The sequence below is a fragment of the Nocardia sp. A7 genome (genome assembly GCF_046549215.1).
Taxonomy (GTDB): domain Bacteria; phylum Actinomycetota; class Actinomycetes; order Mycobacteriales; family Mycobacteriaceae; genus Nocardia.
The window spans coordinates 1,277,740-1,301,460 of the sequence record NZ_JAJPWE010000001.1; the positions used below are offsets into that span (position 1 = coordinate 1,277,740).

At 66.8% G+C, this 23,721-nt stretch carries 21 protein-coding genes and 1 tRNA gene; 6 read left to right on the forward strand and 16 right to left on the reverse strand.

Annotated features, from left to right (window positions below; genetic code table 11):
- Positions 1–53: 53 nt before the first annotated feature.
- The 5 genes from ACLJPD_RS05815 to ACLJPD_RS05835 all read right to left on the reverse strand — a co-directional run bounded on the left by ACLJPD_RS05815 (position 54) and on the right by ACLJPD_RS05835 (position 6,304).
- Positions 54–1,058 (reverse strand): GAF domain-containing protein, encoded by a 1,005-nt coding sequence (locus tag ACLJPD_RS05815; RefSeq protein WP_410870686.1) that lies wholly within the window; start codon positions 1,056–1,058, stop codon positions 54–56.
- Between the two features lie 2 nt (positions 1,059–1,060).
- Positions 1,061–2,878: a putative bifunctional diguanylate cyclase/phosphodiesterase gene (locus tag ACLJPD_RS05820; protein ID WP_410871940.1), complete on the reverse strand. Its 1,818-nt coding sequence runs from the start codon at positions 2,876–2,878 to the stop codon at positions 1,061–1,063.
- Between the two features lie 68 nt (positions 2,879–2,946).
- A complete protein-coding gene (locus tag ACLJPD_RS05825) occupies positions 2,947–5,091 on the reverse strand; it encodes an Rv1355c family protein (protein WP_410870688.1) in 2,145 nt (714 codons plus the stop codon).
- A 332-nt stretch (positions 5,092–5,423) separates the two neighbouring features.
- The gene (locus ACLJPD_RS05830; RefSeq protein WP_410870689.1) at positions 5,424–5,864 is read right to left on the reverse strand and encodes an AraC family transcriptional regulator; all 441 of its coding nucleotides are present in this window, start codon (positions 5,862–5,864) and stop codon (positions 5,424–5,426) included.
- Positions 5,861–6,304, reverse strand: a complete 444-nt coding sequence (locus ACLJPD_RS05835) for a GyrI-like domain-containing protein (protein ID WP_410870690.1) — start codon at positions 6,302–6,304, stop codon at positions 5,861–5,863. Before ACLJPD_RS05835 ends, ACLJPD_RS05830 begins: the two co-directional genes overlap by 4 nt.
- Positions 6,305–6,524: 220 nt before the next feature.
- Here ACLJPD_RS05835 and ACLJPD_RS05840 point away from each other — a divergent pair, with 220 nt between their 5' ends.
- Positions 6,525–8,747, forward strand: coding sequence for a hypothetical protein (locus tag ACLJPD_RS05840; protein WP_410870691.1), 2,223 nt, complete (start codon positions 6,525–6,527; stop codon positions 8,745–8,747).
- Positions 8,748–8,933: 186 nt separating this feature from the next.
- Here the strand turns inward: ACLJPD_RS05840 and ACLJPD_RS05845 are convergent, their stop codons facing one another.
- Positions 8,934–9,863 (reverse strand): alpha/beta hydrolase, encoded by a 930-nt coding sequence (locus ACLJPD_RS05845; protein WP_410870693.1) that lies wholly within the window; start codon positions 9,861–9,863, stop codon positions 8,934–8,936.
- A gap of 319 nt (positions 9,864–10,182) precedes the next feature.
- Here ACLJPD_RS05845 and ACLJPD_RS05850 point away from each other — a divergent pair, with 319 nt between their 5' ends.
- Positions 10,183–11,667 (forward strand): MDR family MFS transporter, encoded by a 1,485-nt coding sequence (locus ACLJPD_RS05850; RefSeq protein ID WP_410870694.1) that lies wholly within the window; start codon positions 10,183–10,185, stop codon positions 11,665–11,667.
- 61 nt (positions 11,668–11,728) lie between these two features.
- Here the strand turns inward: ACLJPD_RS05850 and ACLJPD_RS05855 are convergent, their stop codons facing one another.
- The 6 genes from ACLJPD_RS05855 to ACLJPD_RS05880 all read right to left on the reverse strand — a co-directional run bounded on the left by ACLJPD_RS05855 (position 11,729) and on the right by ACLJPD_RS05880 (position 18,045).
- A complete protein-coding gene (locus ACLJPD_RS05855) occupies positions 11,729–13,318 on the reverse strand; it encodes a glycosyltransferase family 39 protein (RefSeq protein ID WP_410870695.1) in 1,590 nt (529 codons plus the stop codon).
- A 536-nt stretch (positions 13,319–13,854) separates the two neighbouring features.
- Positions 13,855–13,927 (reverse strand) — tRNA-Ala (locus ACLJPD_RS05860).
- A 97-nt stretch (positions 13,928–14,024) separates the two neighbouring features.
- Positions 14,025–15,023, reverse strand: coding sequence for a gephyrin-like molybdotransferase receptor GlpR (glpR, locus tag ACLJPD_RS05865; RefSeq protein WP_410870696.1), 999 nt, complete (start codon positions 15,021–15,023; stop codon positions 14,025–14,027).
- 136 nt (positions 15,024–15,159) lie between these two features.
- Positions 15,160–15,810: a GNAT family N-acetyltransferase gene (locus ACLJPD_RS05870; protein WP_410870697.1), complete on the reverse strand. Its 651-nt coding sequence runs from the start codon at positions 15,808–15,810 to the stop codon at positions 15,160–15,162.
- Positions 15,811–15,822: 12 nt separating this feature from the next.
- On the reverse strand, positions 15,823–17,088 hold the full coding sequence (glp, locus tag ACLJPD_RS05875; RefSeq protein WP_410870698.1) for a gephyrin-like molybdotransferase Glp: 1,266 nt from the start codon (positions 17,086–17,088) through the stop codon (positions 15,823–15,825).
- Positions 17,089–17,118: 30 nt separating this feature from the next.
- Positions 17,119–18,045, reverse strand: coding sequence for a UTP--glucose-1-phosphate uridylyltransferase (locus ACLJPD_RS05880; protein ID WP_410870700.1), 927 nt, complete (start codon positions 18,043–18,045; stop codon positions 17,119–17,121).
- A 154-nt stretch (positions 18,046–18,199) separates the two neighbouring features.
- Between ACLJPD_RS05880 and ACLJPD_RS05885 the strand changes: the two genes are divergently transcribed.
- The 4 genes from ACLJPD_RS05885 (at position 18,200) to mscL (ending at position 20,538) form a co-directional block, all read left to right on the forward strand.
- On the forward strand, positions 18,200–18,799 hold the full coding sequence (locus tag ACLJPD_RS05885) for a 5-formyltetrahydrofolate cyclo-ligase (protein ID WP_410871941.1): 600 nt from the start codon (positions 18,200–18,202) through the stop codon (positions 18,797–18,799).
- 71 nt (positions 18,800–18,870) lie between these two features.
- Positions 18,871–19,188: an FmdB family zinc ribbon protein gene (locus tag ACLJPD_RS05890; RefSeq protein ID WP_410870701.1), complete on the forward strand. Its 318-nt coding sequence runs from the start codon at positions 18,871–18,873 to the stop codon at positions 19,186–19,188.
- 89 nt (positions 19,189–19,277) lie between these two features.
- Entirely contained in the window at positions 19,278–19,946 is a 669-nt protein-coding gene (locus ACLJPD_RS05895) for an SAF domain-containing protein (RefSeq protein ID WP_410870702.1), read from the forward strand.
- Between the two features lie 145 nt (positions 19,947–20,091).
- Positions 20,092–20,538, forward strand: coding sequence for a large conductance mechanosensitive channel protein MscL (gene mscL / locus ACLJPD_RS05900; protein WP_410870703.1), 447 nt, complete (start codon positions 20,092–20,094; stop codon positions 20,536–20,538).
- A 74-nt stretch (positions 20,539–20,612) separates the two neighbouring features.
- Here mscL and ACLJPD_RS05905 read toward each other — a convergent pair whose 3' ends face one another.
- The 4 genes from ACLJPD_RS05905 to ACLJPD_RS05920 form a co-directional block, all read right to left on the reverse strand.
- Positions 20,613–21,275 carry an MspA family porin gene (locus ACLJPD_RS05905; RefSeq protein ID WP_410870704.1) on the reverse strand — a complete coding sequence of 221 codons (663 nt, stop codon included), beginning with the start codon at positions 21,273–21,275 and terminating at the stop codon, positions 20,613–20,615.
- Between the two features lie 61 nt (positions 21,276–21,336).
- Positions 21,337–22,005, reverse strand: coding sequence for an MspA family porin (locus ACLJPD_RS05910; protein ID WP_410870705.1), 669 nt, complete (start codon positions 22,003–22,005; stop codon positions 21,337–21,339).
- A 267-nt stretch (positions 22,006–22,272) separates the two neighbouring features.
- Positions 22,273–22,929, reverse strand: coding sequence for an MspA family porin (locus tag ACLJPD_RS05915; protein WP_410870706.1), 657 nt, complete (start codon positions 22,927–22,929; stop codon positions 22,273–22,275).
- Positions 22,930–22,994: 65 nt separating this feature from the next.
- Positions 22,995–23,675 carry an MspA family porin gene (locus ACLJPD_RS05920; RefSeq protein WP_410870707.1) on the reverse strand — a complete coding sequence of 227 codons (681 nt, stop codon included), beginning with the start codon at positions 23,673–23,675 and terminating at the stop codon, positions 22,995–22,997.
- Between the last annotated feature and the right edge of the window lie 46 nt (positions 23,676–23,721).

Below are 23,721 nucleotides of genomic sequence, written 5' to 3' on the forward strand. Positions count from 1 at the left end.
AGTGAACAGCGTCGAAAGAAGCGTCGCACCCGCAAGAACCGGGCGGTCGGCCATCAGGCGCCGGTGGACTCGCCGTCGACCGCTGACCAGACTCGCAGCAACCCGTGCCCGGTGGCGCCCGTCGTGATCGTCACCAGCTCGGCGCGCGCGCGAATCCATTCTCCTTCGGCGAAGCGGACCCGCAACTCGAACCGCTGGACGGTATCGGGCTGTCGGGCGGCAGCAGCGCAGGCGGCACGCAGCACGGCCATGTCGGCGGGGTCGATGGTCGGTCGCTCCACCGCCCATCGATCCAGTGGCAGCGGCGGCTCGGCTGCCCACTCGTAGATCACCGCGCTGGCCAGCAAGATGAAGCCGACGCCGACCGTGCTGCGCTGCGACACCGCCCGCAACATCGTGACGTCGGAATCGACGGCTACGGCATCGTCACCGAGTTCGGGGATCGCGTGCATCAACGCGCTCACCCTGTGCTGGTCCGGTCGCGCCCTCGTCACCATCTGGAACCGGCGAACGCGGGCGTCGTCGCCGAGCATGTCGACCTCGCCCTGCCAGCGCCCGCCCGGTTCCAGCCTGGTCGCCATGTCGAAATAGTCGACCCTGCCGTCGAAGCGAACCATCCGCCCGAACGCGTCTGGCGGCGTGCGCACCACCTGCACCTGCTCCGGCGCCCTGGCGAAGACGAGTTCCTCCAGCCCGGGCCCGTGATGGGCGAGTTCGGTGTCCGCTTCGAAATCCCAGGCGGCGACGCGCCGTCGCGGCCGCACCGGCGCGTACGCAGGGCCGATCCAGATCTGCACACCGTGCACCCCACCGAATGCGCACCGAACCGGTTCGGCCAGCATCAGGGTCGCACCCACGACCGCGCGCTGCGAGGTCTCGCCGCCCGCGCACCGCCGAACCGCGTCGATCGCCAGGCGGGCGGGCGCGAGGCCGATGCTGCGATGCAGGCGCGCGGATTCGGTCCACTGCTTGGCTTGCGCGTCGTCCGCGACGAGGGTGGGCTCGAGATCTTCGGTCAGGGTCTCCAGCAGCAGCCATCGGCCGGGCGACGTGTCCACGATCAGTTCGGCGCCACGCCGCGTCCCGCGCGAGGCAGATCGAGATCGAGGGGGATGCGGCCCTCACGTAACTGCGCCTCGACCTCTTCGGCGGGCATCGGCCGCGCGATCAGGAAGCCCTGGGCGCGATAACAGCCGAGCCCCACGAGCGTCCGTGCCGCCATCGCCGTTTCGACGCCCTCACCCACCACCCCGAGCCCGAACGAACCGGCAAGTCCGATAATGGATTTCACGATCGCCAGGTCGTCGTTGCTGTCGCCGAGACGTTGGACGAAGCCGCGATCGATCTTCACCGCGTCCACCGGCAGCGCCTTGAGGTGCGAGAGCGAGCTGTAGCCGGTACCGAAGTCGTCGATGGCGATCTGCACGCCCATCCGTTTGAGCCCACGCAGGGTGAGTCGGGTGCGTACCAGGTCTTGCACCACAACGTGTTCGGTGATCTCGAGGCAGACCGAGCTGCCATCGATGCCGAACAGTCGCAGGATGTCTTCGATGCGTTCGACGAAGTCGGCCGAGACCAGCTGCACCGGAGAGACATTGATCCGGATCACCACATTCGAGGCGAGTCCGCGCCGCCGCCAGTCCGCGAATTGCGAACAGGCCGAACGGATCACCCACCGCCCGAGTTCACCGGCGAGGTTGGTCGCCTCGGCCACCGAGACGAACGCGCCGGGCGGCAGCAGACCACGCGTCGGGTGCTGCCAGCGCACCAGCGCTTCCAGCGCCACGATCCGGCCGGTGCGTAGGTCGACCTCGGGCTGATAGTGCAGCACCAGCGAACCGTCCGACACCGCGCTGCGCAGATTCAGTTCCACGTCGTCCTGCAGTTCGAACTGCGCGCGCATGGCATCGGTGAACACCGCCACCCCGTTGCCGCCGCCTGCCTTCGCCGACAGCAGGGCGTGATCGGCGCGCCGCAACACATCCGAGACCGAGGTCTCCCCCGGAATGCCCAGCGCCACACCGACACTCACGCCCCGGCTGACCGACTCCTGACCCACCGAGACCCGACGGCCGATGAGCTCCTGGATGCGGCCTGCCTCGAGTTCGGCGGCAACGGCATCCATCGGCGACGCGGGCACGATCACGAATTCGTCACCGCCGAGCCGGGCGATCATGTCGGTGGGTTCCAGGTTCTCGCGCAGCCGGTGCGCCAGCGCGCGGATGAAATTGTCGCCCGCGCTGTGGCCGAGGAAATCGTTGAGCGCCTTGAGCCGGTCCAGGTCGAGGAAGAAGGTGGCGACCGGGCCCGAGTTGCCCGACTGCAATCGCTGCTCCATGTATTCGAGCAGGGCGCGGCGGTTGGCCAGGCCGGTCAGGTCGTCGTGCAAGGCGAAGTAGCGCAGACTCTCCTCGGCCACCACCCGCGCCTGCAGCTGGGCGAACAGCGCGGCGATCGCCTTGAGAACGTTGAGTTCGCGCTTGGTCCAGGCACGGTCGCCCATCTTCACGAAGCCGAGCACGCCGGTCGACTCGCCACGCGAGACCAGGGGCACACACGCCATCGCTACCTCGGGGATGCCCGAGGACTTGCGGATCGTCTCCTGATAGTCGGCGCTGGCGGTATCGGGTCGCACGATGATCGGTTCGACGGCGTATTCGAGGGCACGGAAGACCGAATCGGCATGCTCGAATTCGACTTCGCGCAGCGGATCGGGATCGGGAATGTCGGTGCGAGGTGGCCATTCCGCGATGAGGACGGTCGCACGCCGCGCACGGTCGGTGTGGCGTAAATAGCTCACGTCGACATCGAAGTGCTCGACCAGGGAGGCGAGCACACGCTCGCTCACCGCCACCATGGTCGTGGCGTCGACACCCATCAACTCGGAGGCGACCTGTGTCACCAGTGAGTCGAGCGTTTGCCGAGGCACGTTGTCTCCGATCCGCGCTATCCGTCGTTGCTACTGCCGGGCACCGGCACAGTCCTACTGCCGGGCACCGGCAACCGTCGACTGCGAACGCTCGCAGCCGCGGCGTAGCTCAGACGAAGAACCAATGCCACGTTCTCATCCTCAGGGATTCCCAGCAGGTCCAGGAAACGTCTCTGAATGCTGGCAAGTGTATCTGTGAACTCGGGAGAAACGCTGCGCAAATCATCGGGCCGGTCGGCATAGAGGAACACCGGCGACACCGGCTGCACCGCGAGACCGAGCAGTTGCGCACGTAGCCACACTCTTTCCACCGCGGCACCGGCGCGTGCGTAGTCGGCCAGATCCGGCGCACCGTCACCGGTATCGAAGGTGATCGCCACCAGCGCGGAACTGGCCCGTACCCGGTCGACGGTGAACTCGCCGAGTGCCGAACCCGCCGACCACTCGCGCAACCGACCCATGACATCGGTGCGACGGCCGACCTGCATCTTCGCCAGTTCATCCGGGGCCGGATCGAGCGTGCGTACGTCGATCCCGGTGGTGAGATCATCACCCGGCCAACGCAATTCGGCGTAGAGCTGTTCGTGTAGCTGGGGCGTGAGGTAGCGGACGCGATCGCTGGCGCCGAGCAGCAGCGCCGCCTCGGCCAGCGCGTCGATGCCGGTGATCGCGCGCACGCTCGCCCGCTCGGCCGCCGCGGCGACGGCCAGCGCGGGCAGCACCGTTCCCGGCAGCGGCATCGGGATGCCGAGGCGGCGGTTGGTGTGCCTGGCGAGTGCGAGCGGATAGTCGGCGGCGAGATCGGGGTCGGTGCCCGCGCGCAGTCGCAATCGGGCGATCAAGGGGGCCGCCGGGTCGTCGACGATCAGTTCGGGGTCCGCGAGCAAATTGTGCGCGGCGGCGGCCGCGCGGGCGTTGTGCAGTGCGGCCCCGACCGCGACGGCGCTGCCACGCAGGTGCAGATCCATGGCGGTGGTCGCGGCAGGATCGAGGGTGAGTTCGATCGCGGCGGCGTCGCCGCGCAATCGCCATGGCTGCACGTTGCCGCCGGACGGCGCGCGCTGGGCGCAGGCGAGGATCGCATCGACCGGGTCGGCAGGCGGCGGTTCGACGGGCTCGTCGACGATGCCGTCGATGCCGTCGTCGAGATAGCCGGGTTCGGCGAGGGAGTCCAGGGTGGCGTCGAGGTCGACGCGGGTCCGGCCGGAGGACAGCTTGGCGCCGAGCCCGATCCGGCGGACCGCCGCCGCCACGATCGCGGCGCCCAGTTGCACGTCGCTGCCGAGTTGCGGCCAGGTGGTGATCGTTTCACCGATCTCGGCGAGACTGGCCGCCATCCGCGACGACAGCTGTCCGGGATCGAGGATGCGCAGCACGTGCGGCGCCTTGGCCTTGGTGTCGAGCCCGGCCAGCTGCTCGCCGGTGGTCGCGCCGAGCAGGCCGTGGAAGGGTTCTCGGTCGGGTTCGAGGTCGTAGCGTTCGACATCGAACAGGCCGCGGTCGCTGGTCTCCATCAGCAGCGGGATCCGGTGCCTGCGCGCGGCCTCGCGGACCGCGAATTTGATGTCGAGGGAATCGCATTCCTCCACGACCACCGAGAGCCCGTCGAGGAACTCGTCGACTGTGTCGGCCAGCACGCCCGCGGGCCAGATCTCGACCGGCAGGAAGGGGTCGAGTTCGGCGATCCGGCGCGCGGTGACGACGGACTTGTTCACGCCGATATCGAACAGCCCGCCCGGCACCCGGTTCAGATTGGACAGTTCGATCGTGTCGAAGTCGGCCAGGCGCAGCAGCCCGCATGCCCCCTCGAGTGCCAGGGTGTAGGCGATCGCGTGGCCGACGCTCTGCCCGACGACGCCGACGGTCAGCTGGGCGAGGCGCTGCTGTTCGCCCCTGGTGAGTTTGTTGCGGTTGCGGTCGGAGCGAATCGCCCGGAACGCGGCGGGCCCGAGGACCGCGACCAGCGCGCGCCGCCACGGGTAATAGATCCAGCGTTCCTCGTCCGCGTCGATCCCGGGCGGCAGGCCGGTGACCCGGTCCAACTCGGCACGCAGCCCCGCGCGCAGATCATTGGTGCGGATTTCGGCCAGGTCTGTCAGCTGCCGCAGAGTTGCCGCGTCGGCCGGATCGGCCGGATCGAGAACGAGGGGGCGATGGTCCATCGCCGGATAGTCGGGGCCGGTCACCGAGCGTGCCGGCCCTGTACCGGGAGCACGTCGACCGATTCGGTGCGACGGTGAATGCTCCGCAACCACACTCCAGCCAGTATCACTTCGACAGCCATCGTGTTCCTACTCCGTGCTCAACGCCCACGCGCGGTCGGCTTCCTACCGATGCCAACTGGTGCAGTATCCGTCATTCGGAACGAATGCACCACACGAGTGGCTAATTTTCCGGTAACCTTCTGAGCCAGTTGAAATAACAGCAGGTCAGAACGGGTGCACGCACGGGAGTGGAGTTAATCCAAACCGATCGGTTCGAATTCGGCTAACTTTCAGCTATCAACTGTGATCGACACGAACAATTCGACCGCCTCGGGGCCGTGCCACACCTCGATCTCCTCACGGTAGGCGCGGGAGATCTCGGCGGACGCGGTCGCGTCGTCGACCTGAGCCCAGACGTCTTCGACCGGATCGTGGTAATCACCGTTGGGCGCGAAGCGGGCGTAGATGCCCTTGGGCACAGCCAGCATGAGATCGCCGACCGGCACGTCGTCGGGGGTGGCGTATTCGCGGGCGACCAGCGCGTTCCAGTTGCCCGCCGGATCGGGGACGTAGACCGTGTGCAGCGGTTCGCCACCCTCGGGACGGTCGCGCAGCCGGTCCTTGAGGAATTCGATCAGGTCGCTGTTGCTCACCTTGAAGCTCGGGTGCACCCGCGGCACCACGAGTCCGCCGTACAGCGCCGCGCCACGGACCACTATCGAATAGGTCATCGCGGGTCGACCGCCAGGTACAGGTCGATCTTGTAGGCGTGCGGGTAGCACTCGAAATCGCCGGTGAAGGTGCGCTTGATCTGGTTGTGCTCCTCGGCGTAGGCGATCTGGGTCCACAGATCCGTCATAACCTGCGGGAAGTTACCCACCGAGGAGAAGCGCGCGTAGGTACCGCGCGGGAGCCGCGCCGCCAGATGTCCCCTGGTGACCTGCGCGAGCGAATCGCACTGATAACCGACGATCTGGGTGTTGTAGGTGCTCAGCTCGCCGGTGTAGTCGGTGTAGGCGCTGGCCAGTGGCCCGCCGAGATCCTGATGCAGGACCGCCGACCAGGCGGCCTCGAGGTCGCGGTCACGCAGCTCACCGAGTGCGCGTTTGGGACTACGGACCGGAAGCCCGGCCACCCAGGTCTCGTCCCGCTCGACGAATTCGAACTGCAATTGATGACTCTCTCGAAGGGTCCTGCTCGGGTTGGGCCATGCTATCAAACCCCACCATGACCGCACCTGAGCTGGACAAACGTCCACCATCGCGGAGTGGATACCACGCGCTATTGTTCGATTCATCTCGATGCCTTAAGCTCCCGCGCTCGTGTGGGTACGCGCGGAGCTCGAACCGCGAAAACAAGTTGCGCAGTGGGCCGGTGTTGTCGTCATTGCTGTGTTGGTCGGGTATCTCGCTGTACTACTGGGGGATTCGCGACACTTCTATACCGACGACACCGAGGCGCAATACGTGCCCATGTGGCAGTTGCTCGGCGCCGAATTGCGAGCGGGCCGATTCCCGGCGATGGTGCCGTGGGAATGGATGGCGGGCAACTACAGCCTCGAGGAAGCCGGGCTCTACAACCCCGCGCAACTGCTGGTGTACCTGCTCGCGCCCTCGTTCGACAATCTCGCGCTGTACGCGACCGCCGTGAAGTTCGTGTTCTCGGCGATCGCCGCGCTCGGCGTGTTCCGTATCTGCCTGGCCTACGGTGCCCGCGCGCCGTGGGCCGCGGTCGCGGGCGTGGCGTTTCCGTTCAGCGGCTGGTTCCTGTTCTTCGACGAGGCCAGCTGGTTCACCTCGCAGACCGGCACGGCCTGGCTGGTGCACGCCTGGGCCTCGGCGGTCCTCTACACGCGGGGGCGCACCGGGCCGATTCCACTGTTCGTGTTCCTGTACCTGACGCTGTCGGTCCAATACGCCTTTCCCGCCGTCGAAGCCGGGTTGATGATCGCCGCCGTCGCCGCGGGTGAGTACCTGTACCAGCGCAAGTGGGCGCCGGTGTTGCGACTGCTCGCGGCCTCCGCGCTCGCGGTACTCGCCTCGATGATCGCGAACCTGCCGGTCCTGCTGTCCTCGCAGGCCACCTGGCGCGGTGACGTGTCCACCATCCACAACGACCCCTTCCTGACCGTGCCGTGGTCGGAATCGCTCAATGCGAGCCTGCCGAGCACCGTGCCGGCGTTCACCGCGTGGTGGGGGCATGTGCAGCCGCTGCCGATGGTCTATATCGCCTGGTTCGTGATTCCGGCGCTGGCGTTCATCGACTGGAAAGCCGCCGCGCGCGCCGCCGCCTCGTGGAGCGGGATCGCACTGTTCGCGGCGGCGACCCTGATGTGGACGGCCGGACCCGGGGCCATCGGTCCGCTGCGCTGGCCGGCGCGGGTGTTGCCGATGCTCGCGATCGCGCTGCTGGTGTTGGTGTGCGTGCTGATCAGTCGCTACGGCGATTTCGGTCCCTCGCGGCGGCGGTACGCGGCGGCGGGTGCGCTGATCGGGTTGCTGTTCATTCGATCGTTCTCCGCCGCACCGGATCTCGTCGAACGCCATGCGCTCGCGGTGTTCGCGGTGGTCGGGCTCGGCGCCGGGGCGGTGTGGTTGGCGCGTACCCGGGGGACCGCGGCCGCGGCTGCGTTGACCATCGTCGCGACGTTCCCGATCGCGTTCGCCCAGGTGGCCTCCGCGCCACCGACGCCGATGCCCTACGGATTCCCCGAACGACGATCGGAGATGACGGCGGCATTCCCCGATTTCGACGGGCGCACACTGCAATTGGCGGACCGCGTCATGGTGCGCGACGAAGAGCGAACGCTCGCAGGCACTTACGGCTCCATCGCGCTGGGCAGCTACGCCAAGAACCTCGGGCTGCAGTACGTGAACGGATACACCCCCGTCGGGCACGCGGCCTTCGCCGGTCTGCTGTGCATGGCATGGGACGGTGGCACCTGCCCCGACGCCTACCGACGAGTCTTCGCTGTCGAACCGTCCACCGACACACCGATCGTCGACCTGATGCGACTGGATCGCATCGTCCTGCAACGCAGTCAGTACCCGCACGCAGGAACCGAACCCGCCCCCGCCGGTTGGACATTCGTGCACTACCCCGGCCACGAACACCAGATCTGGGTACTGGAACGACTGAACCCACTGCCCTCCCCCGGTGACCTGATCGCCCACGAATCCGGCGTCCACGCCACCGTGATGCCCGAAGCGGGCCTCACCAACCGCGCCACCGTCTCCTCCGGAACCGGCGGCCGAATCGTGTTGTCCCGCCTGGCCTGGCCCGGCTACACGGCAACGCTGGGCAACAGCGAGATCCCCATCCGAGCGGTCGCAGGCACCTTCGTAGCGGTCGACATCCCCCCCGGCACCCACAACGCACCCCTCACCGTCACCTGGCGCCCACCCGGCCTGTCCATCAGCCTCACCACCGCCCTACTGGCCCTGATCGGCATCACGTTCCTGCAGTGGTGGTTCCGCCGCACCCGCCAGAACAGCAAGCCCAACACCCCCCTCCCCCAACCCCAACCCCAAACCCCGATCAACCCCCCGACTCCCCAGCGAATCCCCGCCTTACACACCCCACCAAATCCCACCCACCGCACTCCCGACCCCTAGGGAGGGACGGCCACGAAGTGGCCGGTCCGCGGCCGGGTCGCCGGTCAGGCGCCGGTGCGTAGGCGACGAAGGAGCAAGCACCGGTGCCTGACCGGCGGCCCCTTGGGGCCGCGGACACGCGCGCGCCAGCGCGCCAATAAACACAGCGTCAAACCTCCCGGGACTACCGAACCCCGGAACTACCCCTCACCCGATAGCACCAGCCAAATGCGGCCAAGCCTCATGCAGATCAGCCTCGAACTGCCCCCAAGTATGCGAACCAGTCGCCCGATGGACGTGCACAGCCGGAATCCCCAACTGCCCGAGCCGCCCAGCAAAGGCCGCCGTGCACGCCCCCGCGAGAGTCTCGATCGGCGGCATCGGCAAGCCACGGTCCTGCGCGCCGGGGAACCCCGTCGCGGCGGACAGGAAAATAGTCTTACCCGCCAGCCGCCCAGCATTGGCGAACACATCGTGTTCCTGCCACCCCGGCCCACCGGGAATCCCCCACATGTTCCCCGGATTCCCACCGCCGCGCACCGCCTGCGCACTGGCCATCGCGATCCCCAACGGATCCGCGGCCCACGGGCAACCACTCAACGCCGCCACCGCGGAAAACCGTGAACCGCTCTGGATGACCAGGTCCAGCGCCGAGGCCGCACTCATCGACACCCCGGCGATGGCATTGCGACCACTCGCCTCGAGCGCGCCGTCGATCACCCCGGGCAACTCCTGGGTCAGATACGTCTCCCACCGCACCCGACCGACGCCCGGATCGTCGGAAATCCAGTCGGTGTAGAGCGTGAACGCCCCACCGACCGGCATCACCACATTCACGAACTTGTCGGCGAAGAATTCGCGGACATCGGTGTCGTCCCACCACGAGATCCCGTCGGCCCCGCCGCCCGCCCCGGTGAGCAGATACAACGTGGGCGCCCCGGCCCCCGCCGCCTTGATCACCTTGTTCTGGATCACCCGCCCCATCGCGGGCGAGTACACATCGAGCTGAGCGGACCTGCCACCCAGTGGTGCCTCCCCCGCCACATAGGCACCCGGCTCGGCCGACGCCTTCGCACCCCCGAGAGCAGCAACAATCGCGCACACCACAGCAAGCCACGTTCTCGATGCAGTCACCATTCGGTTGTACCCCCCATTCCAGGGCCCACACGGGGAAACACTCCGTCGCGCCGCAGCCGTGATCGGGCAGTGACCAGGCTCACCATCTGCCGCGAGATCCGCTTCGATAACGCCCGCACCTGCGTCTCTCGCGCCATCGCTGCCGACGCGCATCGGAAAAACCAGGTGATTTGTGTCGTACCCGACCGGAATACTGACCGGCGCCCGATGAGTTGGACCGACGGAATCCGTCTTTTCTCGTGTGGTGCCGAGACATCGTCGACTCGGCATCGGGCCACAGCTCGCGCCCAGCAGATCCCATGCTTCCCGGAGGTACCCGATGCCAGCCGATCTATCCACGCCGACGACGAAGGGCAAGACACCGATCGTCATCCGCGTGCTGGTGCTCGCGACCTTCGTCGTCATCCTCAACGAAACCATCATGATCAACGCGATCCCGCGATTGATGAGCGACCTGCACGTCACCGAGGTCGCCGCGCAGTGGGTCTCCACCGCGTTCATGCTCACGATGGCCGCGATCATCCCCACCACCGGCTGGTTCCTGCAGCGGGTCACGACCCGTCAGGCCTATGCGGCCGCGATGGCCGTGTTCATCGCGGGCACCGTGATCTCGGCACTCGCGCCGACGTTCGCGGTGTTGCTGATCGGCCGTGTCATCCAGGCGGGTGGCACCGCGGTGATGATGCCGCTGCTGATGACCACCCTGATGACTGTCGTGGCCGAGCAGGACCGTGGCCGCGTGATGGGCAACGTCACCCTGGCCATCTCGGTCGCGCCCGCCATGGGACCGGTCATCTCCGGCCTGATCCTGCAGATCGACATCCCCGGGATCGAGTCGTGGCGCCTGCTGTTCGTGGTGATGCTGCCGATCGCCGGTGTGGTCACCTGGTTGGGTCTACGTCAGCTCGAGAACATCGGCGAACCACAGCCCGGCACGCTCGACCTGCCAAGTGTGGCGCTGGCGGCCCTCGGCTTCGGTGGGCTGGTGTTCGGTCTGAGCAAGTTCCACGGTGACAGCTACGCCACCGCGGCACTGATCACCGCCGGTGGTGTCGCGCTGATCGCGGCGTTCGCGTTGCGTCAGATCAGCTTGCAGCGCAACGGAACTCCGCTGTTGGATCTGCGCGTGCTGCTGCTTGGTACCTACACCAAGGCGCTGGTCCTGATGTCGGTCGCGTTCCTGGCGATGATGGGCTCGATGATCCTGCTGCCGCTGTACCTGCAGAACCTGCGCGGCCTTAGCCCGCTGCAGACCGGTCTGCTGGTGATGCCGGGTGGTCTGGCGATGGGTCTGCTCGGTCCGACCGTCGGCAAGCTGTTCGACAGGTTCGGTGGGCGCGCGCTGGTGATCCCCGGCTCGATCGGTATCTTCGCCTCGCTGGCCGGTTTCACCCAGATCTCGACGGACATGCCGTACTGGCAGCTGCTCGGCCTGCACATCCTGCTGATGGTGTCGCTGGCCGCGACATTCACACCGGTGTTCACCCTGGGTCTGGGCGCTCTGCCGATGAACCTGTACTCGCACGGCAGCTCGATGCTGGGCACCATCCAGCAGGTGGCGGCCGCCTTCGGTACCGCCCTGGTGGTCACCGTCATGTCGGCGCGCAGCACCTCGCTCATCGACGAGGGCGTCGCACCCGCCACCGCCACCCTCGACGGCATGCGCCTGGCCTTCCTGATCTCGGCCGCCCTGGCCCTGGTTGTGATCGTCATGGCGGTCCTGCTGCCGAACCGCGCGGCGACGGACCCGCACGCCGCACCCGTGCAGGACGCCGCTGACGAACCGGAGCTGGTCAAGAACTGACCCTCGGCTCTCGAACGACGAACCCCCCGGCCGCGCGGCCGGGGGGTTCGTCGTTCGTACCTCAGTGAGTGGGGCGGGTGGTGGCCCGGTGGTCTCGCCAGAGACCGAGGTCGAAGTACAGGGTGGTCATGGAGTCCCACATGGTCGGCCACTGCTGCTTCGGGCCCTTGCACACCCAGACGGCGGTCATGCGGTCGATGCCGGGGATGCCCATGGGGTCGTCGAGGTGCACCACCCGCTCCACCTGGGTGAAACGGGTTCGCAGGTCGGCCTCGGCGGTGTCCATACCGACGTAGATCACCGATGTTGTCGTGTCCGGTGGCGGGCCGAAGAAGCCGAAGCCACGGCTCGGGCTGTAGGTGGCGGGCAGGTTGTGCGCACCGCCGAACTGCTCCACAGCGCCGGCCTGCCAGTAACCCTGGGCAATAACGACCGCGTTCGCCTTCTCCGCGGGCGTCAGAGCGTGGTACCCGGTGGCGACGGCGGAAGTCATGTCCGACCAATTGGTGGTTCCCCAAAAGGCAGACCGGACACCGAGATCGATCGCGTCCTGGGCCGGGGTACGCCAGCTGGCAGGCAGGGGCGTGACGGTGATCGAGGCGATGAACGTCAACACCGACAGCGCGGCGATCGGAATCAACGCCAAGTGCATCCAGCGTTTCCGGTCGTACTGCCACAGACCGACGGCGCCGAGGGCGAACATGGCGGGGAAGAAGCCAGTCGGATAGTAGGGACGACCATGGGTGATGATGACAAATGTGGTCATGATCACCAAGGCGACCGCGATGAAGCGATAGGGCCGCAGTGATTCCTGTGTGAAGACCGCCCAGAACCCGATGGCGATCAGCAATGCGCCGAGGAAGCCGGCCAATCCGAGCCACTGCGGCATGAATCCGATCGGACCGTAGCCCGTGGCATCCTGCTCCGCGCCGATGATCGGGCCCATGGCCAGCTGCGGCCAGTTGTTCTGGGACTGCCAATAGAGAATCGGGATCAGGGACGCACTGAGAATGCCGGTCGACACCCACAGCGCGGGGCGGCGCAGTACCTCGCGGGGACCGCAGATGATGACGGCTAGGCCGAGGCACGCCCAGACGATCGGGATCATCCACTTCACCTGCATATCCACCGCGGCAACAACTCCCGCCACGACGATCAGCCAGTCCTGGCGAGTGCGCACCCAGCGGATGAGCAGCCACGTGATCACAGCGGTGAGGGTGGCGTCGAAGGAGAAGGTACTCAACACGACCTGGGTGGCCACCAGGTAGGACGTCGCATAGGTGGCTGCGGCGAGCAACTGGACGCGGTGGCTGCCCCGGAGCTCGTAGGCGATCAGTGCCGACACCACGACCGCACCCACGCCCATCACGACCGCCGGGAACCGCAGCGCCGTAACCGATCCCGGCGCGAGCTGGTCGGCGATCCACGAGAACAGTGGCACCACCACGCCCTGATCGGCGTAGGTGTAGTCGAGTCGTCGTCCGGCGGAAAGGAAATAGAGTTCGTCGCCGAAGAAGTCGTAGCGCCCGGCCGTCACCGTCAGCACCACCGCGGTGATCGCGGCGATCAGCGCGACGCCACGAAAGGCGAACGACGGATGGGTATTCGAAGTATCTTCGGGCTCGGTACGAGCCTCGATGACCGCTGTCATGAACTGCCTCTGATGCTTTCCGACAGACGCGTTCGACGCCCCCTCCCGATGGTGGCGTCACATCTGTTCGCTGATGAACCGATTCCTCCCCGGCAGCGAACTTGGTGAGCGAGCGCTCGCGGTCCTGCGCGGATTATTCAGATTTATCAAAACGTTAGCGGCTACCCACCGGCTCCGCAAATAAACTTCACACCAATAGCTGATTGCTTCCAATCGGTGGAATCCGGTGAGCGCGACCACGATGAGCTGGGAATTCAATTCCAAGCGGACGGAATGTGACGTACAACTCAGCCGAAATCAGTAACGTCCGGCTAATTCCGAGCTCGCGTTCGCCGCATGCCCCCAAAACAATGGGCAAGCGAATACTGAGGAATTCCGAGCGAATCTTTCACCATGCACGCTGTTATTGATCACAATACGACTGTAAATGCCCCTCACACATCGGCATCTGTTCATCCGCCGTTCAAGCTCCGCAGCCGCCCGCCCGATCGAACGACGAACGCCGCCCGACCTGATGGTCGAGCGGCGTCGTGTTGTGGAGCTAAGGGGAATCGAACCCCTGACCTTCTCGATGCGAACGAGACGCGCTACCAACTGCGCTATAGCCCCGTGCGGCCCTGGTGAACCGCGCTGTGACACTGTATCAGGGGTTGCGCCCGGATACCGAATCGGTACTCTGACCTGCTGATTTGCGTGGATTCACCAGTTACTCGCCGACGGCTTGACCGAGGTCGTCGACCCGGTTGCGGAGTGCGCGAGAAGTGGCCGGATCGAAGATCTCGAGGAACTCGAACCTCGGGTCCTCGTCGTCGGTGTCGAGCAGCGTCGAGCGGCGGCGCAGGGCGCGTGCGGTGTCACGGTCCATGGTGCGACGGGTAGTGGTCGCCTCGGGGGTGGCCTCAGCGGCTTCCTGGCGCTTGCCGCGGGTGAGGCGGGCCGCGCGCCTACGGCGGATCTCCTCCTCCACATGGACCTGCTTGCGCAAGTAGGCGAGGTAGCCGGCGAACACGGCTGCCGACAGCCCGCACGCCCACCAGAACATCGAGTTGAGCAGCAGCCCGAACGCGGCGAACAAGATCATGCCGATGATCAAGCCCATCACCGCGCGCTGACGGAAGCGGTAGCGGGCGGCGCGGGCGATCTCGTCGGCCTCCGGGTCGTAACCGCCGCGACCGCGACGCGTCGGGGTGAAGTCGTCGTCATCGAATTCGGCGTCATCGGTGGTGAGGTCGTCGAGGCGGGCCGGTGGCGCGGCGGGGATGCGCGCGGCAACGGGCGGATCGTCCTCGACTTCTGTCGAGAGTGGTTCCACCACCGCGTCCTCAGCCGCGTCGTCGTCGAGATCGGCTGCCTCGGAAGGCATTTCGACTTCGTCGGTGCCCACCTCGGCCGCTTCGAGTTCGACGGTGGGGGTCAACTCTTCGTCGTCATCTTCGGTGACGGGCTCTTCGGACGTCATCCGATCCTCCGAATCAGTACGGTGGGGGCGCTTGCTCAGCACACGGGGTCGATAATCGGGGTCACTCTCGTGACCGCCCGCGGCCCCGATGCGGATCCGTCGTTCGGCCCCGCCACGGTGCAGCACGCGTGTGGCGAGCGCGGCATCAGTGGTGCGGCGGATCCGGGGATGCCGGTCCGCCAGGATCGGGAACAGGACGAAGACCCACAGCACTACGAGTCCGATCCACAGGATCGAGTTCGGCATCGCGGTCATCACCTCCCGTCCCCACCTACATGTTGTCCATCCGTGGACGCACCACTGACGTCCGTAGGTTAATTCGGGCAGACGCGCCCGTGTGGCAGGCGCGCCGTGCACACCTGCCACATGAGTAACAGAAATTTCACGGCTGTGCCGCCCGACCCTCCCTGACCAGGCGATCCACCACAGTGCCCATAACCTCTTCGACAGTCAGACCGACCAGTAGGTGATCGCGCCACGCACCGTCGACGTCGAGGTAACGGCGCAGCAGGCCCTCTTCCCGGAAGCCGACATTGCGCAGAACCGCCTGGCTGGCCAGGTTTTCCGGCCGCACCGTCGCCTCGACGCGATGCAGGCCGACCGGGCCGAAGCAGTGGTCGAGGCCGAGCGCGAGCGCAGCGGTCGCCACGCCCTGACCGCCGAGATCCTTGGCCACCCAGTACCCGATCCAGCCCGATCGCAGGGCGCCGCGCACGATATTGCCGATGGTGAGCTGACCGCTGAACTGCCCGTCGACCTCGATGACCAGCGGGATCATCGCCCCACGCCGGGCCTCGGCCTTCAAACTCGTCCACAGCGACGGCCAGTTCGACGCGTGATTGCGCGCCTCCCACGAGCCGCGCCCGGTCGGTTCCCAGCGCTCCAGGTGGTCGCGGTCGCGCAATCGGATCCGGCTCCACGCGGCCGCGTCGCGAAAACGCACCGGTCGCAATGTCACCTTGCCGCCCGCCACCAGCACCGGGCCGAGCCGGGCGGGCCATCCGGGATGCTGTCCGGCCCGGAATACATTCATGGATTCCACTTTTCAGCCGCGCTGCGCCAGGAACGCGACCTGCACTTCGTCACCGGTGCGGAAATCGGTGTCGTCGGGTTCCACCACGATCAGGCTGTTCGCCTCGGCGAGGGTCGCCAGCAGATGCGAGGAGCCGCCGTTGCCATTGCCGTTGCCGAGCGGCTGCACCAGGTAATCGCCGGTCGCCTCGTCGCGCAGCAGTTGCGCGCGCAGGTAGCCCTTGCGACCCGGCATCGAAGTAATGGGAGTAATGGTGCGCGCGTTCACGATTCGACGCATCGGCTGACGGCGGCCGAGCGCGATCCGGATCAGCGGCCGCACCATCACCTCGAACACCACCAGCGCGCTCACCGGATTCGCGGGCAGCAGGAAGGTGGGCACCTCGTCGCGGCCGAGCCGCCCGAAACCCTGCACCGAACCCGGGTGCATCGCCACCCGGTCGATCTCCAGCTCGCCGAGACCGTCCAGTGCCTCGCGCACCTGATCGGAGGCCCAGCCGCCGACCGCACCCGCGATCACCACGACCTCCGAGCGCACCAGCTGCCCTTCGACCACGTCACGCAGTCGGCGCGGATCGGCGCTGACGATGCCGACCCGGTTCACATCGGCGCCCGCGTCACGCGCGGCCGCCGCCAGGGCATAGGAGTTCACGTCGTAGACCTGGCCGGGGCCCGGCGTGCGGTCGATGTCGATCAGCTCGCCGCCGATGGAGATCACCGACAGGCGCGGACGCGGGTGCACGAGCACCTTGTCCTGACCGACCGCGGCGAGCAGGCCGACCTGGGCCGCGCCGATGATCGTGCCCGCGCGCACGGCCACGTCGCCGGGCTGCACGTCGTCACCGACGCGGCGGACGTAATCGCCGGAGCGAACCGGCTCGAAAACCTTGATCCTGGCCCGCCCACCGTCGGTGAACTCCACCGGCAGCACCGCGTCGGCCAGGGTCGGCATCGGCGCCCCGGTATCGACCCGCACGGTCTGGCGCGGCTGCAAGCGGATGGGCTGGCGCGAACCGGCCACCACCTCGCCGACCACCGGCAGGGTGAGGTCGATCAGCTCGCCCTGCTCGTCGCGCACGTCGACGCCCGCGGCGGTGACGTCGACACTGCGCACCGCGTACCCGTCGATGGCGGCCTGATCGAAGCCGGGCAGCGGCCGTTCGGTGACGACGTCTTCGGCGCACAGCAAACCCTGGGCTTCGGATATCGCCACCCGGACCGGCCGGGGTGCGACCGCGGCCGCGGTGACCTTGATCAGCTGATCCTCAACCGAGCGCATCGAGCTCCTGAATCTATGGCGGCGGTGTATCTAGGCGACGGGCGACTGTGGGTCCCACTCCGGGCTGAGCCGGAAATTCAACCACTCGCGCAGTTGCGGGCCGTATTCGTCCCGCTCGAGGGCGAAATCCACAGCAGCTCGAAGATAACCGCCCGGATTGCCCAAGTCGTGGCGCGACCCACGGTGGACCACCACGTGCACCGGGTGCCCCTCGGCGATCAACAGGGCGATGGCGTCGGTGAGCTGCAGTTCCCCGCCCGCGCCCGGCGTGATCCGGCGCAGTGCGTCGAAGATCACTCGATCGAGCAGATAACGGCCCGCGGCGGCCAGGGTCGACGGCGCGTCGGCGAGGTCGGGCTTCTCGACCATGCCCTTCACCCGCAGCACATCGATCTCGGCGCCGTCGGCACATTCCTCGACGTCGAAGACGCCGTAGGCGCTGACCTGGGACTTCGGCACATCGATGGCGCACAGCACCGACCCGCCGCGCTCGCGGCGCACCCGGCTCATCGTCTCGAGCACGCCACACGGCAGCACCAGATCGTCGGGCAGCAGGACGGCGATGGCCAGTTCGTCGTCGTCGAGCACGGACTCGGCCTGGGCGACCGCGTGGCCGAGGCCGAGCGGTTCCTCCTGCACGACCGAGGTCACGTCGAGCAGCGCCGGGGCCTTGCGAACCTTCTCCAGCAGCGCGAACTTCCCGCGCTCGGCCAGGGTGCTCTCCAGCACCAGATCCTCGACGAAGTGCGCGACAACGCCGTCCTTGCCCGGCGAGGTGACGATCACCAGTCGATCGGCACCGGAATCGGCGGCTTCCGCGGCGACCAGCTCGATGCCGGGGGTGTCGACCACCGGCAGCAACTCCTTGGGCACCGTCTTGGTGGCAGGCAGAAACCGCGTTCCGAGTCCGGCCGCGGGTACCACCGCAGTGCGGAAACCGGAAGTCTTGTCTGTCATGCGCATACCCTATCCATTCGGTGCCGTCCGATCGTCTCCTCGCGGCGATCCGGCGTCGGCCGAAGTTTAGGCGTACCGACGCCTTCCTTCCGGCCGTGCGCAAGGGACATCGGATCGCCGCACGCCTGTGCAGACTAAGGTGGTCGCTGTGGAGATGCCCGGTGAGCGCACCAAATATGCGTGGCGCCGCGAGATCCTGGCCACACGCGCACAGGTCGACCCCGCCGAACACGCGGTCGAGGCGGCCGCGCTCGCCGCTTCGACAGCCCGGCTCACCGGGAACGACGGCGTGGTGTGCGCCTACGTTCCGACCCGCGGTGAACCCGGCGATCTGCGCATGCTCGACGTGCTGCGCGCAGGCGGCGCCACGGTGTTGCTGCCGGTGACCGGCGAGCCTGGTCCGCTGAGCTGGGCGCGCTACGAGGGCGCCGATTCACTGCACAAGGCCCGCTTCGGCCTGCTCGAACCAGCCACCGAGACGCTGCCGCCCGCTGTTGTCGGCGAGGCCGCGACGATCTTGGTCCCCGCGCTCGCGGTGGACCGGCGTGGGGTGCGGCTCGGGCGTGGCGCGGGCTACTACGACCGGACGCTGGGCTCGGCGCGGGCAACCGCGCACCTCATCGCCGTCGTCCGGGATGATGAACTGGTCGACCTGCTTCCCGAGGAACCGCACGATCGGCGAATGGCTTGGGCGCTCACCCCGCGCGGTGGACTGCGCCAGCTGGGCCGCGACCTGCCCGTTTCGCCGGAATGAAACGGCGATTCGCGACGTTGGCAGTGTCGGCGGTAGAGTGCTAGATCGACGAGAGACTTGCGGAGGATCCTGTGCCAACTTATTCGTACGCGTGCACCGAGTGTGACAACCGCTTCGATATCGTTCAGTCCTTCTCCGACGACACACTGACGGTATGCCCGCAGTGCTCCGGGAAGCTGCGCAAGCTGTTCAACTCGGTCGGCATCGTGTTCAAGGGCAGCGGTTTCTACCGCACCGACAGCCGTGGTGGCGCGTCTACCGCGAGCGAGCCGGCGAAGACCTCCACCGAGAGCGGCAGTAGCAACGAATCGAGCGGCAACGGATCGAGCAGCAACGGGGATTCGTCGTCGAGTGCGAGCACCACCTCCACTCCGGCCGCCGCCAGCTGACTTTTCGACAGTTATCCACAGCCCCGTAGTTATCCACAGGCGGGGCTTTCGGCGACTTCGTCGCCCTGCCACGGCTCTACGCTTTCGCCATGACTCGCAGTCTCGCCGATCTGGGACGTGGCAGTTCCTGGCGTTTCGCCCTCGGTAACCGTCCGGGCTGGGCCGATGCGCTGCTCGCCCGGCGCATCGCCGCCGCCGTGCTCGCGGTCGCCGCCGTGGTGTTGTTCGTGCGCGGTGACCCTGGCGGAGCGAAGGTCGCCGTGGTTGTCGCGGCTCGCGAACTCGCGCCGGGACGGCTGCTCACTGCCGACGATCTTCGCATCGATCACCACGAATCACGTTCACTGCCAACAGGTTCGATCAGCGAGACCGATCCCCTGCTCGGCGCGACGTTGACCGGCGCCATGCACGAGGGCGAAACCTTCACCGATCTTCGCGTCGTCGGGCCACGGCTGGCCGCCGCGGCCGCGGGTAGTGCCGACGCGCGGATCGTGCCGATCCGGTTGGCCGACGCGGCGGTGGCTGATGTGTTGCGGGCGGGCGATCGAGTCGATGTCGTCGGTGTCGAGGACGCGGGTGGGCCAGGGGCGACCAAGCCCGCTCGGACGCTGGCCACCGATGCCGCGGTCGTGCTCGTCACCGCGACGGGTGATCGGCGCGGGGCGGAACGGGTGGTCCTGCTCGCACTGGATACCGAGTACGCCACCGCCGTCGCCGGTGCGTCGCTGCGGACGGCGCTGACTGTCGTCTTCCACTGACTGCCTTATCGGTCGCCCGGCGTAGTTCGCGAGAAATTTGCCCGATCCCTGGTTAGCATCACTCAGGAACCAAGCAGACCGTTTCGCAGCATTCGAATGGAGCGCAGCGCCCCGGGCCGGCTCCTGAACGAAGGAGACATCGGCAATGCTCAAAGGTTTCAGGGATTTTCTACTCCGCGGCAATGTGGTCGACCTTGCCGTCGCTGTCGTCATCGGCACGGCGTTCGTCGCGATCGTCACCGCGTTCACCAACGGGATCATCAATCCGCTGCTCGCGGTGTTCGGCGGATCCAACGAGATGGGCCTCGGTTTCCAGCTCATCGCGGATAAACCGGCCACCTTCATCGAGATCGGGCCGATCATCACCGCGGCGATCAACTTCGTGCTGGTCGCGCTGATCCTCTACTTCATCCTGGTGGTGCCCGCGACCAGAGCGAAGAAGCGATTCCCCGAGGCCGACGAGAAACTCAGTGAAAGCGAGTTGCTCATCCAGATCCGAGACCTGCTCGCCGAACAGCACAGTCGATCGAACGGCAAGCACAGCTACCTGCCGGAACCGGCGTCGGACGCCGACGGCAAGAAGACCTACTGATCAGGCACTCCCACACCGAATTCGGGTCCCGCTCACCTCGGTGAGCGGAACCCGAATTCATCCGTTGCGATTCCTCAGCCGAGGCTGAACGGCGCGCCCCAGAGGGTCACCCAGCTGATGACGTTGTCGGTTTCCACCTCGACACTCACAAAGGAGCGAGCCTGGGCGTAACCACCGCAGCCGGACAGGCCGATGGTCTCGTCGGCCCAGGTCACCGAGCCCGAGCCACCCTTGAAGGCATTGCGGGTCTTGTGGGATTCATTGCCGTAGTCATCGGCCATTTCCAGGTCGAGTACGTAGAAGGACTTGGACTGGCCGGGGCCGATGGTGAGCTCGCCGCCGGTGCCGACCCCGGCCTTCTGCTCGGATCCATCCCAAGTGCTCTCCGCATCGGAGTCACCGAGCGCATCACCACCAGCGATATTGACCTGGCAACCCACGGTGTATCCGGGGAAGATCTTGCCACCGCCACCACCGGAAACCGAGACCTGCGCACTACCGGACACCCACGCGTTGCGATGAGCTGGAGTGGAACCCATGGACGGATTGATATTGGCGGACTCGCCGACCAGGCTGATGTCCACGACAGTGCCGTCGGACAGCGTCTTGGTGATGTGGCCGCCCGGCAGCGGAACGAAAGTGTCGGCGTTGGCCGCACCCGTGGACAGCAAACCCAATGCCATGGTCGCCGCCGCCGTGCACCCGGCTACTCGCGCCATGCTCTTGCAGTTGATCATCACAGTGACCCCTCGAGGGTGAATTCGTGTGAACGAGAAAGAGTTTCGATGCGGCCGATGATCAGCCGATGCTGAACGGCGCTCCGTACAGCGTGGTCTTGGAGTAATGGTCACCGATGATCTCGACGACCGAGTAGGAGCGGGCCTGCGCGTAGCCGGCGCAACCTTGGATCTCGATCTCCGCGTCTTGGTACTCCACCGAATAGACGCCGGGCTTCAGAATGTCCTTGGCATCGATCTGCACGAAGGAGACCTGGCCGGGGCCGAGGTGAAGGCCGATCGCACCACCGGCCGAGGGACCGGCGGTCGATATTCCACCGGACAGGCCGGCTGCGATCGCCTCGTCACCGATGCTCACCTGACAACCGACGATGTAACCCGTATTCAGGTTCGACGCGCCGTGCGTCGAGGAATTGTTGGAGCCGGGACGGTTCGACGGGCCGTTGTAAGGCCCGACCTCGCCCTCCGGCGTGACCTGCACATCGGCACGGGCGTTGCCCGATACCCACACGACGCGACCAGCACCGTTGGCGGCCAGCGACGGGGAGACGACGGCATGCTCGCCGGTACGACTCAAAGTAACTCCGGGGCCCATCTTCTGGCCGTCCGGCAGCGGTACGAAAGTGTCCGCGTTGGCAGCACCGGCCGACAACAGGCCGATCGTCACGGCCACTGCGGCGCCTGCGCTGCACGCGCCGCGACGCCCGCGGATGGTGCGGTTCTCGCTCATTCTTCCCCTCGAGGTGTACGCAAATCCGACCTCGACCATCGAGGCCGATATCTGTGTTGCGCCCGGACCCAGCTGGGGTGTGTCGCGAGGACAGGCACCGCTGGCAACAGGACGACAGCGCCTGCCGGGAGGTGAATCGAGAAGCTATGAATCGGGTTCAACATAATGAGGCGGGCTCATATTGTCCAGTGGCGCGACATTGAACGCACAACAAAACGGGCCGGTCGCAGTAGCGACCGGCCCGTTTCAGTTCGGGATACGAACAGATCAGCCGAGGCTGAACGGAGCGCCCCACAGGGTCACCCAGGAGATGACGTTGTCGGTCTCGACCTCGACGGAGACAAAGGCACGCGCTTGGGCGTAGCCCGCGCACCCCGTCAGGCCGATGGTGGTGTCGGACCAGGTCACCGAGCCGGAGCCGTTCTTGAACTTGTTGTTCTTGCTGTGCGATTCGCTGCCGTAGTCGTCGGCCTGCTCGCGGTCGAGAATGTAGAACGAGCTCGACTGGCCGGGGCCGAGCGACAGCTCGCCGCCGGTGCCGACCGCGACGTCGCCCGTGTCGCCGGAGACCGAGCCTTCGACGTCACCGCTCACACCGCCACCGGCGATGTTGACCTGGCAACCCACGGTGTAGCCCGGGTAGATCTTGCCGGAGCCGCCGTCGGAAACGGTGACCTGAGCGCTACCCGAGACCCACGCGTTGCGGTGGACCGGGCTGGAGCCCATCGACGGGCTGATGTTGGCAGACTCGCCGACCAGCGCGATGTCGACGACGGTGCCGTCGGACAGCGTCTTGGTGATGTGCCCGCCCGGCAGGGGAATGAAGGTATCGGCGTTGGCCGCTCCCGTGGAGAACAGGCCGACGGCCACGGTGGCCGCGGCGCTGACGCCCGCCACCTTCGCCATGAACTTACGGTTGATCATAGGATTTGTCCCTCGAGGATTGAGTTCGCCGCAGCGAGAAGAAGATTCGTGCCGGATCGAAGACGTCAGCCGATGCTGAACGGCATGCCGTACAGGGTGGTCTTCGAGTAGTTGTCACCGATGATCTCGACGACGGTGTACGCCCGGGCCTGCGCGTAGCCGGCGCAGCCCTGGATCTCGATTTCCGCGTCCTGGTAATCGATCGCGTACGTACCGGCCTTCAGAATGTCCTTCGAGCTGATCTGCACGAACTTGACCTCGCCGGGGCCCAGGCTCAAGCCGATCGAACCGCCGAGGCTGCCGCCGGTGGTGTTCACTCCAGCGGAAACACCCGCGCCGATGGCGTCATCGGCGATGCTCACCTGGCAACCGACGATGTAGCCGGTGTTCAGCTGTGAGGCGCCGTGCGTCGACGAGTTGTTGGAACCGGGGCGGTTGGTCGGGCCGTTCCATGGGCCGACCTCGCCCTCGGGGGTTTCGGTGACCTCGGCGATCGCGGTGCCCGAGACCCAGACGACGCGACCCGCGCCATTGGCGGACAGCGACGGCGAGATCAGTGCGGACTCGTGGGTGCGGGTGATGGTCACGCCAGCAGGGCTGACCTTCTGGCCGTCCGGCAACGGCACGAAGGTATCGGCGTTGGCGGCACCGGTCGACAGCAGGCCCATGGCCACGGCGGCCGCGGCAGCGCCGACGCCCGCGGCACGGACGCCACGGCGCACACCGGTGGTGCGGTTCTCGCTCATACTTCCCCTCATCAGGTGTCTAACAGCCGACCTCGACTTTCGAAGC

Coding starts and splice junctions, on each gene's coding strand:
- ACLJPD_RS05910 (WP_410870705.1), bottom strand. CDS start 22,005: ATGAGCGAGAACCGCACCATCCGCGGGCGTCGCGGCGCGTGCAGCGCA.
- glp (WP_410870698.1), bottom strand. CDS start 17,088: ATGCGCTCGGTTGAGGATCAGCTGATCAAGGTCACCGCGGCCGCGGTC.
- ACLJPD_RS05920 (WP_410870707.1), bottom strand. CDS start 23,675: ATGAGCGAGAACCGCACCACCGGTGTGCGCCGTGGCGTCCGTGCCGCG.
- ACLJPD_RS05895 (WP_410870702.1), top strand. CDS start 19,278: ATGACTCGCAGTCTCGCCGATCTGGGACGTGGCAGTTCCTGGCGTTTC.
- ACLJPD_RS05855 (WP_410870695.1), bottom strand. CDS start 13,318: ATGACAGCGGTCATCGAGGCTCGTACCGAGCCCGAAGATACTTCGAAT.
- ACLJPD_RS05885 (WP_410871941.1), top strand. CDS start 18,200: ATGCCCGGTGAGCGCACCAAATATGCGTGGCGCCGCGAGATCCTGGCC.
- ACLJPD_RS05850 (WP_410870694.1), top strand. CDS start 10,183: ATGCCAGCCGATCTATCCACGCCGACGACGAAGGGCAAGACACCGATC.
- ACLJPD_RS05870 (WP_410870697.1), bottom strand. CDS start 15,810: ATGAATGTATTCCGGGCCGGACAGCATCCCGGATGGCCCGCCCGGCTC.
- glpR (WP_410870696.1), bottom strand. CDS start 15,023: ATGCCGAACTCGATCCTGTGGATCGGACTCGTAGTGCTGTGGGTCTTC.
- ACLJPD_RS05825 (WP_410870688.1), bottom strand. CDS start 5,091: ATGGACCATCGCCCCCTCGTTCTCGATCCGGCCGATCCGGCCGACGCG.
- ACLJPD_RS05820 (WP_410871940.1), bottom strand. CDS start 2,878: ATGGGTGTCGACGCCACGACCATGGTGGCGGTGAGCGAGCGTGTGCTC.
- ACLJPD_RS05845 (WP_410870693.1), bottom strand. CDS start 9,863: ATGGTGACTGCATCGAGAACGTGGCTTGCTGTGGTGTGCGCGATTGTT.
- mscL (WP_410870703.1), top strand. CDS start 20,092: ATGCTCAAAGGTTTCAGGGATTTTCTACTCCGCGGCAATGTGGTCGAC.
- ACLJPD_RS05905 (WP_410870704.1), bottom strand. CDS start 21,275: ATGATCAACTGCAAGAGCATGGCGCGAGTAGCCGGGTGCACGGCGGCG.
- ACLJPD_RS05830 (WP_410870689.1), bottom strand. CDS start 5,864: ATGACCTATTCGATAGTGGTCCGTGGCGCGGCGCTGTACGGCGGACTC.
- ACLJPD_RS05880 (WP_410870700.1), bottom strand. CDS start 18,045: ATGACAGACAAGACTTCCGGTTTCCGCACTGCGGTGGTACCCGCGGCC.
- ACLJPD_RS05915 (WP_410870706.1), bottom strand. CDS start 22,929: ATGATCAACCGTAAGTTCATGGCGAAGGTGGCGGGCGTCAGCGCCGCG.